We start from the raw sequence: 23,400 nt of genomic DNA on the forward strand, positions 1-23,400 counted from the left end.
ACGCTATATGCGCCCGCAGCAAGCAAGGATGCGGCACGATGACCGGAACGACGAGATCAAGCGAGGGGCTCGACGTCCGCCGCCGCAAGCTTCTGTTTCGCTCCTGGCATCGCGGCATGCGCGAGATGGACCTGATCCTCGGCACTTTCGCCGACGCTGAGATCGGCGCCTTGACGGCTGAGGAAATCGACCAATATGAGAGGCTCCTCGACATTCCCGATACCGAATTCCTGCCCATGGTCACCGGCGAACGCCCGGTGCCGGCCGACATCGATTGTGCCGTCCTGCAAAAGATCCTGGCTTTCCGCCGTTCTCTGACATTCTGAACACAAGCAATTCCAGGAAAAGTACGAAGCGGTTTTCCCTGGGGAATTGCGATAAAACAAGACGTTGATTTGATGAGCCTCATTCCCACCATCGGTTTGCCGAAAGACCGCGCCGGTCAGTTCATCGTCGACGGCGTCGCCGATGGCTACGAAGCCTTTGCGCTGGTGCAGGCAGCACTCGAGATCGCGCCAGACAAGCCGGTTCTGTTCGTCGCGCGCGACGGTCAGCGCCTGCCGGCGATCATCGAGGCGCTGTCTTTCGCGGCCCCCGGCCTGCCGGTGCTGGAACTGCCGGCCTGGGATTGCTTGCCCTACGACCGCGTCTCGCCCGGCTCGGATGCGGCCGCCAAGCGCCTCGATGCGCTGACCGCCATGATCGCGCTGGCGAAGAAGCCGCACCGCGCCGTCATCCTCACCACCGCCAACGCGCTGCTGCAGCGCATTCCGCCGGCGGATCTCGTCGAGGCACAGACCTTCCACGCCAAGCCCGGCAACCAGATCGACATGAACGTACTGGTGTCGCGACTGGAAACGTCCGGTTTCGAGCGCGTGCCGACCGTGCGCGGTATCGGTGAATTCGCGGTGCGCGGCGGCATTCTCGACCTTTTCGCCCCCGGCTGGACCGAAGCGCTCAGGCTCGATTTCTTCGGCGACACGCTGGAAGCGATCCGTGTCTTCGATGCCGCCACGCAGCGCACCACCGGTCAACGCAAGTCGATGGCGCTGCAGGCGATGAGCGAGGTGGCGCTGACGTCCGAAACCATCAGCCGCTTCCGCCGCTCCTATATCGAAGCCTTTGGCGCTCCGCAGCGCGATGACAGGCTCTATGCAGCAGTCAGCGAAGGCAGGCGGTTTGCCGGCATGGAACACTGGCTGCCGTTTTTCTATGAGCGGCTGGAGACGGTGTTCGACTATCTGCCTCACACGCCTGTCATCTTCGACCATCTGGCGCATGAGGCGCTGGCCGAGCGCCACACGCTGATCCTCGACCATTACGAGGCGCGCAAGAAGCAGGCGGACGGTGCCTTGAAGGACGCCGTGCCCTACAAGCCGGTCGCACCGGACCTGCTCTATCTCTCCCCGGAAAACCTGATTGCCTCGCTAGGGCCGCGTGAAGCGATCGACTTCACCCCATTCGACGCGCCCGACGTTGGCGCCAAGAAGGTCTATCACGCCGGCTCGCGCCACGGCCGCAGCTTCGTCGAGGAGCGCGCCGATCCGAACGCCAACGTGTTCGATGTCGTCGTCAAACACATCGCCGATGAGCGCGCGGCGCGCCGCCGCGTCGTCATTGCCGGCTGGACCGAAGGCTCGCTCGACCGGCTTGGCCAGATCCTTGCCGAACACCATCTCGGCAACCTCAAGCAGGTGGCGACGCTGGCGGAAGCCGAAAAGCTCGAACCGGGTCAGGCGGCCCTGGCCGTGCTGCCGCTCGAATCCGGCTTCGAGACCGAAAAACTGGTCGTCGTCGCCGAACAGGACATTTTGGGCGACCGGCTGATCCGGCGTTCGAAACGCAAGAAGCGTCCCTCGGATTTCATCGCCGAGGCCTCGGCGCTGTCGGCCGGCGACATTGTTGTCCATGCCGACCACGGCATTGGCCGTTTCATTGGCCTGCGCACCATCGAAGCGGTCGGCGCACCGCATGACTGCCTGGAAATCCACTATGCCGGTGACGACCGGCTGTTCCTGCCGGTGGAAAACATCGAACTCCTGTCGCGCTACGGTTCTGACACGGCCGAGGCGACGCTGGACAAGCTTGGCGGCGGCGCCTGGCAATCGCGCAAGGCGCGGTTGAAGAAACGCCTGCTCGACATGGCCGGTCAATTGATCCGCATCGCCGCCGAGCGGCAGATGCGCTCCGCACCGCCACTGGTGCCGGCAGAAGGCCTCTATGGCGAGTTCGCGGCCCGCTTCCCCTATGAAGAGACCGACGACCAGCAGACGGCCATCGATTCGGTGCGCGACGATCTTGCTGCCGGCAAGCCGATGGACCGGCTGATCTGCGGCGATGTCGGCTTCGGCAAGACCGAAGTGGCGCTGCGCGCCGCCTTCATTGCGGCGATGGAAGGCTTTCAGGTGGCGGTGGTGGTGCCGACAACGCTGCTGTCGCGCCAGCATTTCAAGACGTTTTCGCAGCGTTTCTCAGGCCTTCCCATCCGCGTTGCCCAGGCGTCGCGGCTGGTCGGCGCCAAGGAACTGGCCGAAACCAAGAAGGGCATCGCCGAAGGGCAGGTCGACATCGTCATCGGCACGCACGCGCTGCTCGGCTCCGCGATCTCGTTCAAGAACCTTGGCCTGCTGATCATCGACGAGGAGCAGCACTTTGGCGTCAAGCACAAGGAGCGGCTGAAGGATTTGAAGACCGACGTGCACGTGCTGACGCTGTCGGCGACGCCGATCCCGCGCACGCTGCAACTGGCGTTGACCGGGGTGCGCGAGCTGTCGCTGATCGCCACGCCGCCAGTCGACCGTATGGCGGTGCGCACCTTCATCTCGCCGTTCGATCCCCTGGTCATCCGCGAGACGCTGCTGCGCGAGCGATATCGCGGCGGCCATTCCTTCTATGTGGTGCCGCGCATCAGCGATCTCTCGGAAATCCATGATTTCCTGAAGGAATCCGTGCCGGAGTTGAAGGTGGCGGTGGCACATGGCCAGATGCCGCCGGGCGAACTCGACGACATCATGAATGCCTTCTATGACGGCCAGTACGACGTGCTGTTATCGACGACCATCGTCGAATCCGGTCTCGACATCCCGACCGCCAACACGCTGATCATCCATCGCGCCGACATGTTCGGCCTGTCGCAGCTTTACCAGTTACGCGGTCGCGTCGGTCGCTCGAAGGTGCGCGCCTATGCGTTGTTCACGTTGCCGGCCAACCGCAAGCTCACCGACACCGCCGAGCGCCGGCTGAAGGTGCTGCAATCGCTGGATACGCTGGGCGCCGGATTCCAGCTCGCCAGCCACGATCTCGACATCCGTGGCGCCGGCAATCTTCTGGGCGAAGAGCAGTCCGGCCACATCAAGGAGGTCGGCTTCGAGCTCTACCAGCAGATGCTGGAAGAGGCTGTCGCCGAGGTGAAGGATTCCGGCGAGGTCCAGGATGGCGGCTGGTCGCCGCAGATTGCTGTCGGCACGGCGGTGATGATCCCGGAAAGCTATGTTCCGGACCTGCAACTCAGGCTGGCGCTTTATCGCCGTCTCGGCGATCTCGAGAACACCGAGGAAATCGACGCTTTCGGCGCCGAGCTGATCGATCGCTTCGGCCCGCTGCCGGAAGAGGTGAAGCATCTGCTCAAGATCGTCTTCATCAAGGCGCTCTGTCGCAAAGCCAATGTCGAGAAGCTCGACGCCGGGCCGAAGGGCGTCGTCATCCATTTCCGCAAGCGCGAATTCTCCAACCCGGTCGGGCTCGTCCGGTTCATCGGCGAGCAGGGCTCGCTGGCCAAGATCCGGCCGGACCACAGCGTCGTCTTCGTGCGCGATTGGCCAACCCCCGAGAAGCGATTGGCGGGCTCCGCGGTCGTCATGACGCAGTTGGCGCGGCTGGTGGAGAAGGCGGCATAGCCCGCCCCGGACCATTCGCCAGCGCTTGAATTCCGGTCTAGAATAGGAAAACGGCTTCGTGTATGGAGCCGCCATCCCATATAGGGGCTGGAGTGGGGGCGAGGGTGCTCGCCGGAAAGAGTGTTGGTGCAGCGATGACGAAATGGTCGCCGAATTCGTGGAGAGCAAAGCCGATCAAGCAGGTTCCTGCCTATCCGGACCTTGCCGCGCTGAAGAACACGGAGGCCCAGCTCGCAACCTTTCCGCCGCTGGTTTTTGCCGGCGAGGCGCGCAAGCTGAAGAAGCAGCTCGCTTCTGTCGCCGCCGGTGACGCATTCCTCCTGCAGGGCGGCGATTGCGCCGAGAGCTTCGCCGAGCATGGCGCGGACAACATCCGCGACTTCTTCCGCGTCTTCCTGCAGATGTCCGTGGTGCTCACCTTCGCCGGCGCGCAGCCGGTGGTGAAGGTCGGCCGCGTTGCCGGGCAGTTTGCCAAGCCGCGCTCATCCGACAACGAGACCAAGGGCGAGGTGACGCTGCCCAGCTATCGCGGCGATATCATCAACGGCATCGAATTCGACCCCAAGTCGCGCATTCCGGACCCCGCTCGCCAGGAGATGGCGTATCGCCAGTCGGCGGCGACGCTCAACCTTTTGCGCGCCTTCGCGCAAGGCGGCTATGCCAGCCTGGAGAATGTGCACCGCTGGATGCTCGGCTTCGTGTCCGACAGTCCGCAGGGCGAGAAATACGAGTCTCTTGCCAACCGCATCACCGAGACGATGGACTTCATGAAGGCCGTCGGCATCACCTCGGAAACCAACTACGCGCTGCGCGAGACCGATTTCTACACCAGCCACGAGGCGCTGCTGCTCGGCTATGAGGAGGCACTGACGCGTGTCGATTCGACCTCCGGCGACTGGTACGCCACCTCGGGTCACATGATCTGGATCGGAGACCGCACCCGCCAGCCCGACCATGCGCATGTCGAATATTGCCGTGGCATCAAGAACCCGCTGGGGCTGAAATGCGGTCCGTCGCTGACGCCGGACGGTTTGCTGGAGCTGATCGACCTGCTCAATCCCGAGAACGAGCCCGGCCGGCTGACGCTGATCGCCCGCTTCGGTTCCGACAAGGTCGCCGACCATCTGCCGAAGCTGGTGCGCGCGGTGCAGAAGGAAGGCCGCTCCGTGGTGTGGTCGTCGGATCCGATGCACGGCAATACGATCGAGGCCGCCGGCTACAAGACGCGGCCGTTCGACCGCATCCTGAAGGAGGTGCAAACCTTTTTCGAGGTGCACCGCGCCGAAGGCACGCATCCGGGCGGTATCCATGTCGAGATGACCGGCAAGAACGTCACCGAATGCACCGGTGGCGCACGCGCCATCACCGCCGAGGAATTGCAGGACCGCTACCACACCCATTGCGACCCACGCCTCAATGCCGATCAGGCGATCGAACTGGCCTTCCTGGTCTCGGACCTGTTGAAGAAGAGCCACCCGGTGCAGCACAAGCAGGCCGTCAACGGCTGATTTTAGTAGTCCGACTAAGATCTATGAAAGGGCGTCCGAGCAATCGGGCGCCTTTTATGTCTGCGCTAGTCTGGTGTTCCCTGCACGAGCCGGCAGGTGGGGAGGCAGCAGCCGAAACGGTCAGTCCTTCTTGTAGAGCAGCCAGCTCTTGCCGGCCCGGCCTGCCATCTTCGAGTGCTTGGTGACCCGGTTGCGCCCGCTGACTTTGGAGCGATAGAGCGCCCGGTCGGCCTTGGTGTAGAGATCTTCGGGTCCTTCGGCTTCGGACGCCATGCAGATACCCATCGAGACGGTGACGGTGCCGTAATTCGTACCAGTCTGGCTGCTGGTGAACGGCGTCTGCTCGATCAGGGCACGAATACGCTCTGCGACGTCATAGGTGGCGTCCTCGCTGGCGCCCTCGATGATCAGCGCGAACTCCTCGCCGCCGGTGCGGGCGACGAACATGTCGCCGCGAATGCTGGTCTGGAAAATATCGGCGATGCTCTGGATGATCTTGTCGCCGACCGGGTGGCCATAGCGGTCGTTGATATCCTTGAAGCGGTCGATGTCGACAAGAACCAGGGCGTTGAACAGGATACCCCTGTTGCTGTTGTAGATCCTGGTGATCTCCTTGTCGAAGGCGCGCCGATTCCAGATATGGGTCAACGGATCGGTGTCGGCCAGCCGCTTGTACTCCTCAAGCTTCGACTTGACGCTCTCGAGTTCGGCCGTCTTGTCGCCGAGCGTCGAGGCCACCTGCCGGCCGTGATCGATCGTCGAATTGGTGGCAACCGCCATGGCGTTGGCGATCTTCTGCAGGAGATCCTGAGAGAGAAGGCTGCGGCCGCTGAGGCCGCTCGATGTCTCATCGAGGATCCTGCCGTATTTCTCGATGTGGCTGCGCTCGCTCCGCAGCAGCGAAGCAACCTCCTCGAGCTCCCTGGCAATGACGTCTCTGGCATGCTCGACGATGCCAGGACCATGGTTGTGGGCAAAGAAAGTGCGCCCGATCTGATCCAGTTCATCCTGTGTCGGCCGGCTGGCCAGCGAAACGACGGCCAGGCTGAGTTCGCGATTGGTGCCGCTCAGGGCCTCATAGAAGATCTCGTAATTGCGCGGCAGGCCGAGCACGCCCAATTGGCGCATTGTCGCGACAACAGTGGCTGCAATGTCGGTGCTTCGTTCGGTCGGGACAGCTGCCGGCTGCATCTTGGTTCTTCCCCTCGGATGTTCCGCGGAATTCGCGGGATCCCTTTGTCGCCGAGCCCTGGGGAATGCGACCGACGCTTCGGAACAACTTGCGAAGGGATGCGTCCCCACCCACGGCCTTCGCTTGCAGGTGACCATAAATGCGCTGTCGCTAAAGTTTCCTTAACTGACAGAGGTTCAGCGGGTTTTCTCTGTCTGCGGGCTGTAAAAACCCTATCCGCGCGTCCAACAGTTGGAAACAACGCCGGTGCGGCGGCTTGAATTCGCGATTCGCGCATCGCATTCTTGAAAATGAAACCGAATTTCGGATTCTCCACGCCAGCACATGTCGCATTTGCTTGCGTGCGTGCGCCGCAAAGCTGGAATCCTGAAGGCGATGCCAGGCACTTTTCTTCAAGGAGGTCGACGTGAGTGATGGTCACCAGGGATCGTGTCTGTGCGGAGCCGTCCGCTTCAGAACGAACGGAGCGCTGCGTGGCGTCGTCTATTGCCATTGCTCGCAATGCCGCAAGCAGAGCGGACATTTCTATGCCGCGACCAATGTTGCCAACGCCGACATTGTGATCGAGGGCACGGAAAGTATCACCTGGTACGAAGCCTCTACCTTCGCCAGGCGTGGGTTCTGCAAGGCATGCGGATCGGTGCTGTTCTGGAAGCCGCGAGACCAGGACTACGTTTCAGTCATGGCCGGATCGTTCGACAAGCCGACAGGCCTTGAGGGGGAATGCCATATCTTCGTCGGTGACAAGGGCGACTATTATTCGATCGACGACGGGCTGCCACAGTTTGAAAAGTCGACACCGTCCATACCGGTTGCTGAATGAATCTTGGACAAGTCACCTTATTTCATTGATCTGGCCAGCCATTGCATTATCCCGTGCCGGTGATTCGCAAAGGGGTTTGGCATGCAGCGGCTGATCGATGCTTATTTCAATTCGGTGCGGGCGTTTCGCAAGCTGGCCACCAGCGAGAAGGCTTTCCAGCAGGAGCTGATGCTGCTGGCGCTTGCCTTGCCGCTCGGCTGGTTCGTTTCGATCTCGTGGCGCGGCTATGCCTTGCTGATCGGCGCCGTGCTGCTCTTGATCATGGTCGAAGTGCTTAACACCGGCATCGAGGCGGCATGCGACGCTTTCAGCCGCGAGTTCAATGTCGATATCCAGTTGGCCAAGGATTGCGGTTCGCTGGCGGTGCTGATTTCGGTGCTCATCGTCGCCGGCGTCTGGGGCATCGCCATTATCGAGCGGATTACGGGACTACCGATCTAGCCTTTCGATGCCTACATGCCAGTCACCAAAGGAGACTGTCATGTCCGAAGCCACGAGCTTTCTGCTTCTTGAGCGTGCTGGCCTGCCAGACGATCTGCGCTGGCTCGTCGAAAAATACCCGCGTGAAAACTGGCAAGACCATGCCAACATCCATGGCATCGCCAATATGTGGCTGCAGCGGCACGACATGTTCCGCGAACTTGGCGGTATGCTGGCCAACGGTATTGGAGACTACCGTGAGGGACGGCTGACGGCGCCTGATTTCGCGCGCTGGTTCGCGCCGCGCCTCAATCATTTTCTTGGGCATCTCGACGGTCACCACAATGTCGAGGATTATCAATATTTTCCGGTCTTCGCCAAGGCAGAGCCCCGTTTGAAGCACGGTTTCGAGATTCTCGATGCCGACCATCACACCATCCATGAAGGGCTGGAGCGCAATGCCGAGGCGGCCAACGCGTTCATCAAGACGCTTCAGGAGAGCGAAGACAGACAGCGCTTCGCCGCCGACGCCTATGCCGACGAAAACAGCCGGCTGATCGCCATGCTGACAAGGCATCTTGCCGACGAGGAAGACCTGATCATCCCGCTTATCCTCGATCGGGGGGATCAGGCGCTCGGCGTGGATTGACGATCAGCCCTCCCTGGCGCGTTCCTTCCTGGCGATGTGACGGGCGACGAGCCATGCCAGAACGGCCACGGTCAGCCCGATGCCAAGCCCGATCAGCAACCGTTCGTGATGCATCAACGCCTGGCCGATGACGCGCTCGGCGCCAAGTCCAAAGACATAACCGATCGTGCCGAACAGCACCGCCCAGACCGCCGATGAAAGCGCGTTGAGGATGACGAAGCGCGGCGCGGCAATGTTGGAAAGCCCGGCTGCAATGCCGCCGACGAGGCGCATGCCGTAGATATAGCGGTTGGACAGCACGAAAATGTCGGGATGGGTGTTGAGCAGCCGAAAGGCGCGGCGGAAGCCGGGCCGTTTGCGCAATCTGACGACATAGCGGTGGTCGGCGAAGCTTCGTCCGAGGATGAAGAAGAAAGTATCGCCGACGAAGGCGCCGAGCGCGGCCGCAAGGACCGCGTGCCACAGGACGAAGACCTGCTGGTGGGCGAAGAAGCCGCCAAGGATGGCGGCACTTTCGCCCTCCGCGACGCAACCGATAAAGACCGCGAGCAGCCCGTATTGTTCGATGAAATGATGGATCGCGCCGGTCATGAAGCCGACTGCTGCGAAGACAGCCTTTCGTCGATCCGCTTGACCATTTCGGTCAGCTGCATGATCTCGTCGCGCATACCGAGAATCTGGCCGTGGCGCAGTTCATCCAGCTTTTCATGCAGCGCCATGATCTCGATCTCGGCTTTCAGGTTGACCTCGTAATCGTGGGCGGCGTCGATGCGGTCGCGTTCGGTCTGGCGGTTCTGCGCCATCATGATCACCGGCGCCTGCAAGGCGGCGACCATCGACAGAACGAGATTGAGGAAGATGAACGGGTAGGGATCGAAGGCGTCACGCGACAGCAGCCAGACATTGCCTGATGTCCACAGGATCAGAAAGGCGATGAAGGTCAGGATGAAGGACCATGACCCACCGATGCGGGCGATCGTGTCGGCGAGCCGGTCGCCGAAGGTCTGGTGGAAGGCGGCGGCCTTGTTGGTGTCGCGCGAGATGGTGGTCCGTTCGAGTGTCGATTGCAGCACCCGGCTTTCGAGCTGGCTGAGGCCGTCCGGCCGCCGCTTGAGCCAGCGGTTCGCCAGGTCGTCGATCGTCTTGTTCATGGCCATCTCCAGGGTCCTTGGCTTGCCGTAAGAGGTAGAGGCTGCCGGCTCACACGGGAAGTGTTAGATTGATTCCAGTTGCCGAGGGACCAATGGCCGATTTCAGGAAAATCCGTGCACGTGCCGCAGAACGCAAGGGTGGCGAGGAGGAACTGACGTCACTGTTGGGTCCCGCGCCTGACAATGCCGCCGTGGCTGACATCGCCGATGACCGCATTCTCTCTGTTATGGCCGAACGCGTCTTCGCCGCCGGTTTCGTCTGGCGCGTCATCGAGCAGAAATGGCCGGGCTTCGAGGAGGCGTTTCTGCGCTTCGAGCCGAAGCGGCTGTTGTTCCAGCCCGATGATTTCTGGCACGATCTGACGGCCGACCAGCGCATCGTGCGCAACCCGCAGAAGATCAGATCCGTGCGCGACAACGCTGCCTTCGTCGAGCGCGTCTCGAAGGAATATGGCGGTTTCGGCCAATTCCTCGCCAACTGGCCGGCTGACGACCAGGTCGGGCTGATGGCCTGGCTCGGCAAGCATGGCAGCCGGTTGGGCGGCAATACGGGCCAGTATTTCCTGCGCTGGCTGGGTTGGGATGCGTTCGTCATCTCGGGCGATATGGCCGCGGCGTTGCGCGACGCCGGCCTAGACATCGCCGAAAGCCCGACTTCGAAGAAGGACCTGGACAAGATCCAGAGGCAAATCAACCAATGGGCAGCGGAGACGCATCTGCCGCGCCGGCATATTTCACGCATCCTGGCGATGTCGATCGGCGAGAACCATTCGCCGCAAGCGCTGCGCGAATATATGGGCGACGACTGATACCTGGTCGTATCCCCACGATTGAAGTACGTTGATCGGTCCGTACACGATTGACGTATGTCAATCGGTCCGAATTGGTCCAAACGAACGCCATTGCCCGGGCAATTTTGCCGCGCTAAGTCAGCAGGCATGACCAAGAAGCTCGACATCCTGCGCATCGCCGTCGCCCAGCTCAATCCGACTGTCGGCGATATATCAGGCAATCTCGCCAAAGCCCGCGAGGCGAGGGCGGATGCCGCGCGTCAAGGCGCCGATCTCGTGCTCTATACCGAGCTTTTCCTCGCCGGCTACCCGCCGGAGGATCTGGTGCTGAAGCCGGCCTTTTTGAAAGCCTGCGAAAAGGCGGCACAGGATTTTGCCGCCGACACCGCGGATGGAGGTCCCGGCGTCATCATCGGCACGCCGTTGAAGCGCAAGAGCGGCACGCACAATTCGATCATCTTCGCCGATGGCGGCAAGATCATCGCCGAGCGTTACAAGCTCGATCTGCCGAACTACGGCGAGTTCGACGAGAAGCGCGTGTTCCAGGCCGGACCCGAGATCCAGGGGCCGGTCAATTTCCGCGGCGTGCGCATCGGAGTTCCGATCTGCGAGGACATCTGGGGCGATGTCGATATCTGCGAGTCGCTGGCCGAAAGCGGGGCGGAAATCCTGTTGGTGCCGAACGGCTCGCCCTATTATCGCGCCAAGATCGATGTCCGCCACCAGATCGTCATCCGCCAGGTCATCGAATGCGGGCTGCCGATGATCTATGCCAACCAGCTTGGCGGCCAGGACGAGCTGATCTTCGACGGCGCGTCGTTTGCCATTGGCGCCGACAAGACGCTTGCCTTCCAGATGAGCCAGTTCGAGGAAGCGGTCGACGTCACTACATGGAAACGCCAGGGCGATCACTGGGTCTGTTCCGAAGGGCCGATGTCGAAAATTCCGGACCGGGAGGAGGCCGACTATCGCGCCTGCATGCTGGGCCTGCGCGACTACGTAAACAAGAACGGCTTCAAGAATGTGGTGCTTGGTCTGTCCGGCGGCATCGATTCGGCGATCTGCGCGGCGCTCGCCGTCGATGCGCTCGGCGAGGAACGCCTGCGCGCCGTCATGATGCCCTATCGTTATACCTCGAAAGACTCGCTGAAGGATGCCGAGGATTGCGCCCGGGCGCTCGGCTGCCGCTACGACATCGTGCCGATCTTCGAGCCGGTCGAAGGGTTCCTGCACGCGCTGACGCAGATGTTCGAAGGCACCAAGGAAGGCATCACCGAAGAGAATCTGCAGAGCCGTGCGCGCGGCACCATCCTGATGGCGATCTCCAACAAGTTCGGCTCGATGGTCGTCACCACGGGCAACAAGAGCGAGATGTCGGTTGGTTACGCCACGCTCTATGGCGACATGAATGGCGGTTTCAATCCGATCAAGGATCTTTACAAGATGCAGGTCTACGCGCTGTCGCGCTGGCGCAACAGCCACGTGCCGCCGGGCGCGCTTGGCCCCTCGGGCGAGGTGATCCCGAAAAACATCATCGACAAGGCCCCATCGGCGGAATTGCGCGAGAACCAGACCGACCAGGATTCGCTGCCGCCCTATCCGGTGCTGGACGATATTCTCGAATGCCTGGTTGAGAACGAGATGGGCGTCGACGACATCGTCGCGCGCGGCCATGACCGGGCGACGGTGACGCGCATCGAGCACCTGCTCTACATCGCAGAATACAAGCGAAGGCAGGCGGCGCCGGGCGTGAAGATCACCAAAAAGAATTTTGGCCGCGACCGCCGCTATCCCATCACCAATCGTTTCAGGGATCGCAGCTAAGTACCGAAAGCGCGCGGCGGTGCGGCCGGAGACAGCCATGCCCGATTGTGAAATCAGCTTCGACATGTCACGGATCGATTTCCGGGCGACATCGGACCTGTTGATGGCAAGCTATTGGGGCGCCGGACGCACTGATGAAGTCCATCGCCGCGCCTTTGCCAATTCACTGTGCGTCGGTGCCTATGTCGATGGCAAGCAAGTCGGCTTCGGCCGCGCGATCACCGACCGCACGGTATTCGCCTATCTCGCCGATATCATCGTCTGGCCGGAGAACCGCGGGCAGGGCATAGGCAGCCGGCTCGTCCAGGCCCTGATCGACCATCCGGAGGTCAGGACCGTTTTCCATTGGAGCCTGTCGACCAGCGATGCCCATGGCATGTATGAAAAGCTCGGGTTCAAGCCATCAACCGATGGCCGCTACATGCGCTTCGATCGCGTTCCTGAATGAGGCGCGGCTTGCCCGCCATTGTTGCAAAATAATCGCAGTGGTTGGACCAGATACGCTTTTGGCGTCAGCCCGTCTTGGCGATGCATCGAAGCATCTCTATAAGGACCCCTCCGCAATTGTCTTGCGGGAGGTCCGAATGGCAGTATTTCACATGGTAATGCGAGGCCGCGAAGCCTAGGTCTCCTCCGGCGCTCCGCGAAGGTTTCCCCTTCGTGCCGACGCCGGATCGAGCACAGGCTTATGCCGATGCCGATCGCCGCCCGATTATGGGCGATACGCCAAATATGCCGCTCCGCTTCCGGGCAATCATTGGCCCCTTGCGCGGCTTCTTCAATTTTCGACCTACTGGGATCGGGCTCGTTTGTGCCCGAATGACATCATGGCTCGTTTCAAGATCGATTTGCGCGCGAGCGCCTTTCGCAGCGTTCTTGGCTTCACGCTCACCCATTGGCGGCGCCAGCCCTGGCGGCTCTCGCTCATCATGGGCAGCTTCCTGCTGTCGACGCTGGCCGATGTGCTGACGCCGCTCTACTCCGGCCGGCTGGTCGACGCCGTCGCCAGCAGCGCCGGCGCCGACGCGATTGCCTGGAATGCCGCGATGACGGCGTTCTCGACGTTGATGGCGTTGGCGCTGGCCGGCGTCGTGTTGCGCAACCTGGCGTTCATGGGGATCGTCGAGCTGACGTTGAAGATGATGGCCGACATCGCCGCCGATGCTTTCCATCGCGTCCAGCGCTTTTCCACCGACTGGCATGCCAACAGCTTTGCCGGCTCGACCGTGCGCAAGGTGACGCGCGGCATGTGGGCGCTCGACCTGCTCAACGACACCATCCTCATCGCGCTGCTGCCGTCGGTCGTCATGCTGGTCGGCTCGACGTTGCTGCTCGGCTGGTTCTGGCCGTTGATGGGTGCGGTCGTTGCTGCCGGTTCGGTGCTGTTCATCACGGTGACGGCGCTGCTGTCACTTGGTTATGTCGCGCCGGCGGCAAGGCTCGCCAACACCTGGGATACGCGCCTCGGCGGCTCGCTGGCCGACGCGGTCAGCTGCAACGCCGTCGTCAAGGGCTTTGGCGCCGAGGAGCGCGAAGAACGCCGCCTCGCCAAGGTCGTCGCCAAATGGCGTGCGCGTACACGGCGCACCTGGGTGCGCGGCACCATCAACGGCACCACGCAAGGGGTGCTGCTGCTGGTCATGCGCGCCGCGGTGATCGGCCTGGCGCTGATGCTGTGGTCGTGGGGGCAGGCGAGCGCTGGCGACGTTGCCTTCGTGCTGACCTCGCTTTTCGTGCTGCAGGGCTATCTCAGGGATATCGGCACGCATATCCGCAATCTGCAGCGCTCCATCAACGATATGGAAGAGCTGGTCGATTTCCAGTCCGAACCGCTCGGTATCGAGGACCGGCCAGGTGCCGAGCCGATCCGGATCACCGAAGGACGGATCAGCTTTGACAACGTCACCTTTCACTATGGCCATCACCGATCGGCGCTTTACCGCGACTTTTCGGTCGATATCGCGCCGGGTGAGCGCGTCGGGCTGGTCGGCCATTCGGGGTCGGGCAAGACCACCTTCGTCAAGCTTATCCAGCGGCTCTATGACGTGAATGCGGGGCAAATCCTGGTCGACGGCCAGGACATTTCGCAGGTGGCGCAAGCCTCGCTGCGCGGGCAGATCGCCATCGTTCAGCAGGAGCCGATCCTGTTCCACCGGTCGCTGGCCGAAAACATCGCCTATGCCAAGCCGAGTGCGACGCAGGAGGAGATCGAGCATGCCGCGAAGCTGGCGAGTGCGCACGATTTCATCACCAACCTGCCGAAGGGCTACGGTACGCTGGTCGGCGAACGCGGCGTGAAACTGTCGGGCGGCGAGCGGCAGCGCGTGGCGATCGCGCGCGCTTTCCTTGCCGATGCGCGCATTCTGATCCTCGATGAGGCGACATCGAGCCTCGATTCGGAATCGGAGGTGCTGATCCAGCAGGCGATGGAGCGGCTGATGGTCGGCCGCACGACACTGGTCATCGCGCACCGGCTTTCGACGGTGAGGGCACTGGACCGGCTGCTGGTCTTCGATCGCGGCAACATTGTCGAGGAAGGCTCGCATGACGAACTGATCCGGCTGACAGGCGGCATCTACCGCCGCCTGTTCGAGCGCCAGGCATTGGAACTGACCAAGGGACTTGTGAGCTGAATTGAGGCGGCCTGCAGCTTCGGCCGGAGGCCGCCTCTGTCCGGCACGGTCAGCCCAGCGGGCTGGACCAGGGCATGCGATCGCAGGGCCGCGGCCAACCCGCCGATCAGCGCCGTGATGCTGGCCGACTTGATTTGCCTGTGAAGTCCTGTCCGGATAGTAAGTCTTGAGACCTCTGTTCATCATACCGACCGAGATACGTTGTTTCTACCATTGGTTGATATATATCCGATGGAGAGCAACCTACGGACGTTCTTCACGATGCATCTTTCTGCGAATGCCGAGGAAAAGTTGGCTGCGCCGTCAGTGCTGGAATCTCAGCATGGCTCGGTTCGGCCGCTCGCTGCCGAAGACCTCGAGCGCGTCGCCGCACTCTTCCTGACGAAGTTTCGCCGGCGGCGGCGTCACCTCCTCGATAGCGCAATCGCCGAGACGGCCGCGTATATGAGAGAGATTTATCTCGACCCTGCCGGCCACTCCGGTGAAAGCAACGCTCTTGTCCAGATCAACCGGCAGGGTCGTCTGGGTGGATTCCTCGGCGTTCTGAAAGCCCGCTACGAGCTCAATGGAGCGCCATTGAATGCGGCGATCATCGGGCCGCTCATGGCCGACCCCGGCACCGATGACGGCTCGGCCGGACCCCAATTGCTGCGTGCCTTGCATCAAGGCGAATTCGATCTGCAACTGACCGATTCGGCCAACCGGACATCCTTGGCCTTCGCGCGCCCGATGAAGTACCAACTCCTTCCGGTGCATTGTCTGGGATGGACATATGTTTTCCGGCCGGCGGCGATGGCCGCCTCCGCACTGCACCGTAAATGGCCTAGCCTGCCTCGCCTTGTACTCGATCCATGCGCGAGAGCATTCGATGCTCTCGCAAAGAAAAGGTTCGAACCCCCCGTCCTCCATTCATCGTCGCATCGCACCCATCGTGAGCCGATCGATGCCGTGCAATTTGCCGAGAACCTGCCGACTCTCCTGTCTGGCTACGCTCTTCGGCCGAGTTGGAAGGATGGGGAATTGCCACGGCTGCTTGCGCTGGCGGCCGAGAAGCGGGCCGACGGCCCCCTTCATTTCGGTGGGACCTACGACGAAACGGGCAAAATGCTCGGTTGTTATGCCTTCTACGGTCAAGCCGGCGACATGGCGAACCTGTTGCAAATCCAGGCATTCGGATCGCACTGGGGCGCGACACTGGATGCGCTTGTCGCCGCCGCATGGGAGATGGGCTGCGTCGGCATCACCGGACAGACGCAGACCAAATTCATCCCCCAGCTCTTTGGCTACAAGAATGTCTTCTTCCGCTATGCCGGGGGAACGATGGTCCGCTCGCGGATCGCCGAGGTCACGGAAGCGGTCCGCTCCGGCGACATCTTTATCGGTGGATTGGTGGGCGACCGCTGGACCCGCCTCAGTTCCGATGATTTCGGCCGCTGATCGCCTTCAACCGGTCGTCGGCCCCAGCGGCTGGCAGCGCTCGGTTACAAAGGCCGTCTCCGGACTGCGCGCCTCCTGAGGCGTCCACCGCCCGGTCTTTTCATTCCAGCCGCCATGTTCTATGTCTGCCGGGCAGCGCGGGGGCGCGTCTTGTCAATCGTAAAAGCATCCGGTACGCCCCGCTCATGACAGTTACCGTTCGTTTCGCCCCTTCGCCGACCGGCCGCATCCATATCGGCAATGCGCGCACGGCCCTGTTCAACTGGCTGTTCGCCATGAACAACAAGGGCCGATTCATCCAGCGCTTCGACGACACCGACATTGCGCGCTCGAAGCAGGAGTTTTCCGACGCTATCCTCTACGACCTGCATTGGTTGGGCATTTTTCCCGACGCCACCGAGTACCAGTCGCGGCGCTTCGAAGTCTATGACGCGGCGGTCGAGAGGCTGAAGACGGCAGGCGTTCTCTATGCCTGCTACGAAACGCCGGAGGAACTCGATCTCAGGCGCAAGGTGCGCCGCACGCGCGGCCTGCCGCCGGTCTATGGCCGCGAGGCGCTGACACTGACGCAAGAGCAGATCGACGAGTACCAGGCCGATGGCCGCCGGCCGCACTGGCGGTTTCTCCTCCCCAATTTCTCAGGCGATCCACAACAGCCGGAACGCACCGAAATCCACTGGAACGACCTGGTGCGCGGTGAGGAAACCGTCGATCTGGCCTCGCTTTCCGACCCGGTCCTGGTGCGCGAGGACGGCACCTATCTCTACACGCTGCCTTCTGTCGTCGACGACATCGAGATGGGCGTCAGCCATATCATCCGCGGCGACGACCATGTCACCAACACCGGCGTGCAGATCGCCCTGTTCCGGGCGCTGGCTGCCGAGCCGCCAGTGTTCGGCCACCATAATCTCCTGACCACCGCATCGGGCGAGGGCTTGTCGAAGCGCACCGGCGCGCTCTCCATCGAAAGCCTGCGCGAGGACGGGATCGAGCCGATGGCCGTCGCATCATTGGCCGTCCTGGTCGGCACTTCGGAGAATGTCGTGGCGGTGCCGACGATGGGCGAACTCGCCGAACGCTTCGATCCGGCGGCGACATCGAAATCGGCGGCCAAGTTCGACCCGGACGAGCTGTTCGTACTCAACCGGACATTGCTGCACCACATGCCGTTCGCCGAGGCACAGGACCGGCTGTTCGTGCTTGGCGTCTCCGGCGAGCAGGCCGAACCGTTCTGGCTGGCGGTGCGCGGCAATCTCGACAGGCTGGCCGATGCGGTCAACTGGTGGCGTATCCTGCGCGAAGGACCGCAGGAGAAGCCGGAATTTTCCGATGACGACCGCGATTTCCTTCGACAGGCCTTCGATCTGCTGCCGGAGGAACCTTGGACCGCGACGATCTGGAAGGACTGGACGGGCAACATCAGGGAAGCGACCGGCCGCAAGGGCAAGGCGTTGTTCATGCCGCTCAGGACAGCCCTTACCGGACTGCCTTCGGGGCCGGAGCTTGCAGATCTATTGCCGCTGATGGGTCGGGAAGGAACGTTGGCCCGACGACCCTGACCTTCCGCTGTTCCGGCGGCAAGGCTGATATCGGCGACGTCACCGGCTTGGCGGAAACCCGCTTGATCGTCTCGCGGTCGAGCCCGCCTTCCTGATTGGCCAGCGTTTCGGGATCGGCACCTGGATCCGGTTTGGAGATCGGCACCGGAATGAACGGTGCGGAGTCCGTCTCGGGTTGCAATTGTTCCGGATTCGGCGGGTTGCCGGCGATGATCTGAAAACCCTGCGCGGCGGCGTTGCAGCCGCAAGCCGGCGGCCGCGATGGCTGCTTGTAGAGATAGGCGGTCGGCAATTCGCTGTAGGGCCGGCCGGTGACAGATGACGTCATCGAGGCCGAATCGTCGCCCATGCCGCGCGAGTAGAAAACCTGCATTTCGGTGCCGGGGCAGCTCGATTCGCAATTCTTCTGGTCACGTTCGAAATCGCCAGCCGAGGCTGAGTTCGACATCGGGAAGAAGTAGCCGTCGCAGGTGCGCACACAGGAGGTGTGGAACTCACCGCCGACGCTCGGAAAATCGGGTATGCCGGGCTGGTTGAGCACCCGGCGGACGCTGCGCTCCTCGCCAGGATCGTCAAGCTGGTCAGGTGGATCTGGCGTATCGAGCTGCTGGCTGTTGCCGCCGAAAAGCTGATCGAACAGGTTTGCGCTGCCGCCGTCGCGGTTCGCCTCCTGCAAAGGCGCGCGTCGTGGCGCAACGGTGTCGTCGCGGCAGCCATTGGCGTCAAGCGCCGCCAGGATGCGTCCGCGGTCGCGGCGAGAGCCGCCGCCGGCCAGCCGCTCGCGCTTGTTCTGCAAGGCGTCGAGATTGGCATTCATGCGGTCGATCGTGGCGTTGAGTCCGGCGCATTGATTGAGGTTGCGACCAAACAGCGAAAAACCGCACCCGGCCCGGCTCGCCTGGCTGCGAGCCTTCGAAATCTGTTCATGCTGCCTGGCAATTGCGGAATCATATTTCCGGATCAGCGCCGGACCGCCACCGCCGCCGCGCGAGGACGCGGCAAGATCGGCTTCCAACTGGCGGCAGACCCGCGAAGCAGCCTGTGGCTCGGCCACCCCCCAGGTTGCAGACAACAGGAGGCCAAGCAGCACGGCAGCATGCGCCTGCTTCCACCCTCCGCTTGCCATCCGCCCAAACTCCGCCTGCCAAATCCCGACTGTTAGCCCCGCAAGGCTACCGTGTTCGCGGTTAACTGCAGTTTACCGCGGAATCCGTGTTCAGCCCAGATTGACGACCGCCTGTGCCTTGTGGGCGGCTTCGACCACGGCAAGCGCCGTCATGTTGACGACGCCGCGCGAGGTGACCGACGGCGTCAATATATGCGCCGGCATGTCGGTGCCGAGCAGGATCGGCCCGACGTGTAGCGCATCCGTCATGGTTCTGAGCGCCGTCAGCGTGATGTTGGCCGAATCGAGGTTGGGGAACACCAGCAAATTGGCTTCGCCCTTCAGCCTCGAATGGGGATACACGCGCTGGCGCAGGTGCTCCGACAGAGCAGTGTCCGCATGCATCTCGCCATCGCATTCAAGGTCAGGCGCGATGCGCGCCAGGATCGCCGCTGCTTGCCGCATCTTCAGGGCACTGGGCGAATCGCGCGAGCCGAAATCGGAATGCGACAAGAGCGCTGCCTTAGGCTCGATGCCGAAGCGCTGGATTTCTTCCGCCGCCAGCACGGTCATTTCGGCGATTTCTTCCGCCGTCGGGTCGACGGAGACGTGGGTGTCGGTCAGGAAGATGATGCCGCGCTGCGAGATCAGCATGGAAAGCGTCGACAGGTCGTGGTCCTTGATGCCGGCGCGGGGGCCGATGATCAAGGTGACGTTGCGCAGGTGCCGCTCGAAGCGCCCTTCTAGCCCACAGACCATGGCGTCGGCATCGCCGCGTTTCAGCGCAAGTGCTGCGATCACCGTGTTGTCGGTGCGGACCATGGTGCGCGCGGCTTCCGTCGTGACGCCACGCCGGCCGGCGAGTTCGATCAAAAGGTCGACATAATGGCGATAGCGCGGATCGTCTTCCGGGTTGATCAGGCCGAAATCGACACCAGGCTTGATGCGCAAGCCGTAGCGCTTCAGGCGCACCTCGATGACGTGCGGGCGGCCGATCAGGATCGGCTCGGCGATGCCTTCTTCGAGCACCACCTGGGCGGCGCGCAACACGCGCTCATCCTCGCCGTCGGCATAGATGACGCGCTTGGCGCTCGATGCCTTGGCGGAGGAGAACACCGGCTTCATCACCAGGCCGGAGCGGAAGACGAAGCGGTTCAGCTTGTCGATATAGGCGGCGAAGTCGGTGATCGGCCGCGTCGCGACACCGGTGTCACAGGCTGCCTTGGCGACCGCGGGCGCTATGCGCAGGATCAGGCGCGGATCGAAGGGCGAAGGGATCAGGAATTCAGGGCCGAAGATCGGCGTCTCGCCGGAATAGGCGCGTGCCGCGACATCGGATGGCTCTTCGCGTGCTAGCGCTGCGATCGCCCGCACCGCCGCCATCTTCATCTCCTCGTTGATAGCGCTGGCACCACAGTCGAGCGCGCCGCGAAAGATGTAAGGAAAACAAAGTACGTTGTTGACCTGATTGGGAAAATCAGACCTGCCTGTGCAGATCATCGCATCGGGACGCGCCGCACGCGCCGTTTCCGGCATGATCTCGGGATTGGGGTTGGCCAGCGCCAGGATCAGCGGCTTCGGTGCCATGTGCTGGAGCAGTTCCGGCTTCAGTACGCCTGCCGCCGACAGGCCGAGGAAGACGTCGGCGCCCGATATGACGTCAGCCAGCGTGCGCGCCTCGGTGTCCTTCACATAGGGGTCTTTCCAGCGATCCATCTCGTCGGTGCGGCCCTTGTAGGCGACGCCGAAACGGTCGGTGACCCAGATGTTTTCGACCCGCGCGCCGAGCGAGACCAGCAGATTGAGGCAGGCAAGGGCGGCAGCCCCGGCGCCCGAGGTGACGATCTTGATGTCCGATATGGTCTTGCCGGCGAATTCCAGCCCGTTGAGCACGGCGGCGGCGACAATGATGGCGGTGCCATGCTGGTCGTCGTGAAACACCGGTATGGCCATGCGGGCCTTCAGCTGCTCCTCGACCTCGAAGCATTCCGGCGCCTTGATGTCCTCGAGGTTGATGCCGCCGAAGGTCGGCTCGAGCGCCGAGATGGTCTCGACCATGCGCTCGATGCCGGGCGCGTCGATCTCGATGTCGAAGACATCGATGCCAGCGAACTTCTTGAACAGGACGGCCTTGCCTTCCATGACCGGTTTGGAGGCCAGCGGGCCGATATTGCCGAGGCCGAGCACTGCCGATCCGTTTGTGACGACGCCGACCAGATTGGCGCGCGCGGTATAATCGGCGGCGGTCGCCGGGTCGTCGCGGATTTCCAGGCAAGGGGCGGCGACGCCAGGCGAATAGGCGAGCGCCAGGTCGCGCTGATTGCCGAGCGGCTTGGTCGCCTGTATCTCGAGTTTTCCCGGCCTTGGGTGCTTGTGGAAGTAGAGGGCGGCTTCGTCGAGGTCCGAACGTGCCGTCTTTTTGCTCTCGCCTTCCATGCGGCCGCTCCCTCGAAATCTGGCTGGAGATCCCTTTTAGCATGCAGCCGTGGTTTTTCGCGACGCTAATTGACGCGCCGAGAGCTTTACCCGGCGGCGCGTCGAAAGCCACAATTAATCAGATGCTTATCTTGATTTTCTGACAGACGATTCCTGCAGTTTCACGGACAAGTTGATCAGAATGCGCTGACGTAGAGACCACCATCGACCGGTATGTTCTGCCCGGTCAGATAGCCGGCATGGACCGAGCACAGGAAGGCGCAGATCTGGCCGAATTCCTCCGGCGTACCGAGCCGCTTGGCCGGAACGTCGGCGCTGATGCGGGTCTTGCGCGCGGCTGCGGCCTCAGGGCTTTCGACACTGCCGGCTTCATGCGGGCCGCGTAGCCGGTCGGTGTCGAGCTTGCCCGGCAAAAGACTGTTGATGGTCACGTTGCGGTCGACAACCGTTCTGGCCACGCCCGCAAGGAACGAGGTCAGGCCCGCACGCGCCCCGGACGACAGATCAAGGCCGGGAATGGGCACATAGACCGACAGCGAGGTGATGTTGACGATGCGGCCGAAGCCACGTGCCGCCATGCCGTCGAGGACAGCCTGGACCAGCTCGATCGGCGTCACCATGTTCTGGGTAACGCCTTCGAGGATCTTTTCGCGGTCAAGCGTACGGAAATCGCGAAGCGGCGGTCCGCCATTGTTGTTGACGAGGATATCCGGGTCCGGGCAGGCCGCGAGCAGCGCCTTCTGCACCTCCGGCTTCGAGACGTCGCCGACGACTTCCGTCACCGTGACGCCATAGCGCTCGCGCAACTCAGCGGCGGTTTTCGCCACCAGTTCGGCGTTGCGCCCGTTGACCACGACATCGCAGCCGGCCTCGGCCAGCGCCATGGCGCAACCGCGCCCAAGTCCCTTGCTCGAAGCGCAGACGATGGCCTTCTTTCCGCGGATACCAAGATCCATGACGATTTCTCCTGTGATTTGGCCGGCAAGCTAGTCCTTCGGCTGGACCAATCGCAACCGTCATACGGTTGTTGCATGAATCGGGGCATAGGCTCGCGAAAGCAACGGTGAAATCGCGATGTCCGGCCAAGAGCCCCGCACTTTCCGCAGCATGTTCATTTCCGACGTCCATCTGGGCTCGAAGGCGGCCAAGGCCGAGTTCCTGATCGATTTCCTTCGATATCACGATGCCGATATCATCTATCTGGTGGGCGACATCGTCGACGGCTGGCGGCTGCGACGGAGCTGGCATTGGCCGCAAAGCCACAATGACGTCGTGCAGAAACTGCTGCGCAAGGCGCGCAAGGGCGCCAACATCACCTACATCGCCGGCAACCATGACGAGTTCGCCCGCCAGTTCCAGGGCGTGCATTTCGGCGGCATCGTCGTCGCCGACCGCGCCATCCACGAGACCGCCGACGGCAAGCGCCTGCTCGTCATCCATGGCGACCAGTTCGATACCGTCGTCCACAATGCGCGCTGGCTCGCCTATCTCGGCGACCACGCCTATGACGCGGCCATGCTGGTCAATCGCGTGGTGACGCGGCTGCGGCAACTGCTCGGCCTGCCGTATTGGTCGTTTTCGTCCTGGGCCAAGCACAACGTCAAGAAGGCGGTGAACTTCATCGGCTCGTTCCAGACCATGCTTGCGGACGAGGCGCGCCGTTCGCATGTCGACGGCGTCATCTGCGGCCACATCCATCATGCCGTCATCGAGAATTTCGGCGATGTCCAGTACATCAACACCGGCGACTGGGTGGAAAGCTGCACGGCGGTGGTCGAGCATTTTGACGGCCGCATGGAAATTCTGACCTGGGCGAAGGTGCTGCCAGAGTCGCTGGACGAGCCCTTTATCCCGCTGCTCATCGAAGACCGGGTAGGGCAGGCAGCATAGTCCGAAGTCTTTTCGGGCTTCGGAATCAATCAATTAGTCCAACCGGTTTCGTCCGGTTTTCGTCCATGTTAAGGGATCGACACGCG

19 protein-coding genes are annotated in these 23,400 nt (G+C 62.3%); 13 read left to right on the forward strand and 6 right to left on the reverse strand.

Going from position 1 to position 23,400, the window contains the following annotated elements; translation table 11 throughout:
- The first annotated feature begins 38 nt into the window (after window positions 1–38).
- The 3 genes from EOA13_RS23980 to EOA13_RS23990 all read left to right on the forward strand — a co-directional run bounded on the left by EOA13_RS23980 (window position 39) and on the right by EOA13_RS23990 (window position 5,404).
- Window positions 39–326 carry a succinate dehydrogenase assembly factor 2 gene (locus EOA13_RS23980; RefSeq protein WP_127296163.1) on the forward strand — a complete coding sequence of 96 codons (288 nt, stop codon included), beginning with the start codon at window positions 39–41 and terminating at the stop codon, window positions 324–326.
- 72 nt (window positions 327–398) lie between these two features.
- Window positions 399–3,896, forward strand: coding sequence for a transcription-repair coupling factor (gene mfd, locus EOA13_RS23985; RefSeq protein WP_127296164.1), 3,498 nt, complete (start codon window positions 399–401; stop codon window positions 3,894–3,896).
- Between the two features lie 134 nt (window positions 3,897–4,030).
- Window positions 4,031–5,404 (forward strand): 3-deoxy-7-phosphoheptulonate synthase class II, encoded by a 1,374-nt coding sequence (locus tag EOA13_RS23990; protein WP_127272015.1) that lies wholly within the window; start codon window positions 4,031–4,033, stop codon window positions 5,402–5,404.
- Window positions 5,405–5,524: 120 nt separating this feature from the next.
- Here the strand turns inward: EOA13_RS23990 and EOA13_RS23995 are convergent, their stop codons facing one another.
- Window positions 5,525–6,595 (reverse strand): GGDEF domain-containing protein, encoded by a 1,071-nt coding sequence (locus EOA13_RS23995; RefSeq protein ID WP_127296165.1) that lies wholly within the window; start codon window positions 6,593–6,595, stop codon window positions 5,525–5,527.
- Between the two features lie 407 nt (window positions 6,596–7,002).
- On the opposite strand from EOA13_RS23995, the gene EOA13_RS24000 reads away from it, so the two are divergent.
- The 3 genes from EOA13_RS24000 (at window position 7,003) to EOA13_RS24010 (ending at window position 8,488) form a co-directional block, all read left to right on the forward strand.
- The gene (locus EOA13_RS24000) at window positions 7,003–7,419 is read left to right on the forward strand and encodes a GFA family protein (RefSeq protein ID WP_027036778.1); all 417 of its coding nucleotides are present in this window, start codon (window positions 7,003–7,005) and stop codon (window positions 7,417–7,419) included.
- 81 nt (window positions 7,420–7,500) lie between these two features.
- Entirely contained in the window at window positions 7,501–7,860 is a 360-nt protein-coding gene (locus EOA13_RS24005) for a diacylglycerol kinase (protein WP_023810560.1), read from the forward strand.
- Window positions 7,861–7,900: 40 nt separating this feature from the next.
- On the forward strand, window positions 7,901–8,488 hold the full coding sequence (locus tag EOA13_RS24010) for a hemerythrin domain-containing protein (protein WP_127296166.1): 588 nt from the start codon (window positions 7,901–7,903) through the stop codon (window positions 8,486–8,488).
- Window positions 8,489–8,491: 3 nt separating this feature from the next.
- On the opposite strand, the gene EOA13_RS24015 is transcribed toward EOA13_RS24010, so the two are convergent.
- Both EOA13_RS24015 and EOA13_RS24020 read right to left on the reverse strand, forming a co-directional pair.
- A complete protein-coding gene (locus tag EOA13_RS24015) occupies window positions 8,492–9,079 on the reverse strand; it encodes a DedA family protein (protein WP_127296167.1) in 588 nt (195 codons plus the stop codon).
- Window positions 9,076–9,639, reverse strand: coding sequence for a DUF1003 domain-containing protein (locus EOA13_RS24020; RefSeq protein ID WP_127296168.1), 564 nt, complete (start codon window positions 9,637–9,639; stop codon window positions 9,076–9,078). Before EOA13_RS24020 ends, EOA13_RS24015 begins: the two co-directional genes overlap by 4 nt.
- 92 nt (window positions 9,640–9,731) lie before the next feature.
- Here EOA13_RS24020 and EOA13_RS24025 point away from each other — a divergent pair, with 92 nt between their 5' ends.
- From EOA13_RS24025 to gltX, 6 genes are all read left to right on the forward strand, one after another.
- Entirely contained in the window at window positions 9,732–10,448 is a 717-nt protein-coding gene (locus tag EOA13_RS24025) for a DNA-3-methyladenine glycosylase I (protein ID WP_127296169.1), read from the forward strand.
- A gap of 129 nt (window positions 10,449–10,577) precedes the next feature.
- Window positions 10,578–12,254: an NAD+ synthase gene (locus EOA13_RS24030; RefSeq protein WP_127296170.1), complete on the forward strand. Its 1,677-nt coding sequence runs from the start codon at window positions 10,578–10,580 to the stop codon at window positions 12,252–12,254.
- 37 nt (window positions 12,255–12,291) lie between these two features.
- A complete protein-coding gene (locus EOA13_RS24035; protein WP_127296171.1) occupies window positions 12,292–12,702 on the forward strand; it encodes a GNAT family N-acetyltransferase in 411 nt (136 codons plus the stop codon).
- Between the two features lie 379 nt (window positions 12,703–13,081).
- Entirely contained in the window at window positions 13,082–14,887 is a 1,806-nt protein-coding gene (locus EOA13_RS24040; RefSeq protein WP_127296172.1) for an ABC transporter ATP-binding protein, read from the forward strand.
- A 231-nt stretch (window positions 14,888–15,118) separates the two neighbouring features.
- Entirely contained in the window at window positions 15,119–16,324 is a 1,206-nt protein-coding gene (locus EOA13_RS24045) for a hypothetical protein (RefSeq protein ID WP_245490468.1), read from the forward strand.
- Between the two features lie 185 nt (window positions 16,325–16,509).
- Complete coding sequence (gene gltX, locus EOA13_RS24050) at window positions 16,510–17,883, forward strand: glutamate--tRNA ligase (RefSeq protein ID WP_127296173.1); 1,374 nt, start codon at window positions 16,510–16,512, stop codon at window positions 17,881–17,883.
- Here gltX and EOA13_RS24055 read toward each other — a convergent pair.
- The 3 genes from EOA13_RS24055 to EOA13_RS24065 all read right to left on the reverse strand — a co-directional run bounded on the left by EOA13_RS24055 (window position 17,801) and on the right by EOA13_RS24065 (window position 22,380).
- Entirely contained in the window at window positions 17,801–19,009 is a 1,209-nt protein-coding gene (locus tag EOA13_RS24055) for a DUF2865 domain-containing protein (protein ID WP_127296174.1), read from the reverse strand. The two genes, gltX and EOA13_RS24055, sit on opposite strands and share 83 nt — an antisense overlap.
- A 90-nt stretch (window positions 19,010–19,099) precedes the next feature.
- Window positions 19,100–21,424, reverse strand: a complete 2,325-nt coding sequence (locus EOA13_RS24060) for an NADP-dependent malic enzyme (protein ID WP_127296175.1) — start codon at window positions 21,422–21,424, stop codon at window positions 19,100–19,102.
- Between the two features lie 176 nt (window positions 21,425–21,600).
- Window positions 21,601–22,380 (reverse strand): SDR family oxidoreductase, encoded by a 780-nt coding sequence (locus EOA13_RS24065; RefSeq protein ID WP_127296176.1) that lies wholly within the window; start codon window positions 22,378–22,380, stop codon window positions 21,601–21,603.
- 118 nt (window positions 22,381–22,498) lie between these two features.
- Here EOA13_RS24065 and EOA13_RS24070 point away from each other — a divergent pair, with 118 nt between their 5' ends.
- Window positions 22,499–23,314, forward strand: coding sequence for a UDP-2,3-diacylglucosamine diphosphatase (locus tag EOA13_RS24070; RefSeq protein ID WP_127296177.1), 816 nt, complete (start codon window positions 22,499–22,501; stop codon window positions 23,312–23,314).
- Window positions 23,315–23,400: the final 86 nt, after the last annotated feature.

Origin of the sequence: Mesorhizobium sp. M7A.F.Ca.US.011.01.1.1, assembly GCF_003998295.1 — a bacterium.
Classification (GTDB): domain Bacteria; phylum Pseudomonadota; class Alphaproteobacteria; order Rhizobiales; family Rhizobiaceae; genus Mesorhizobium.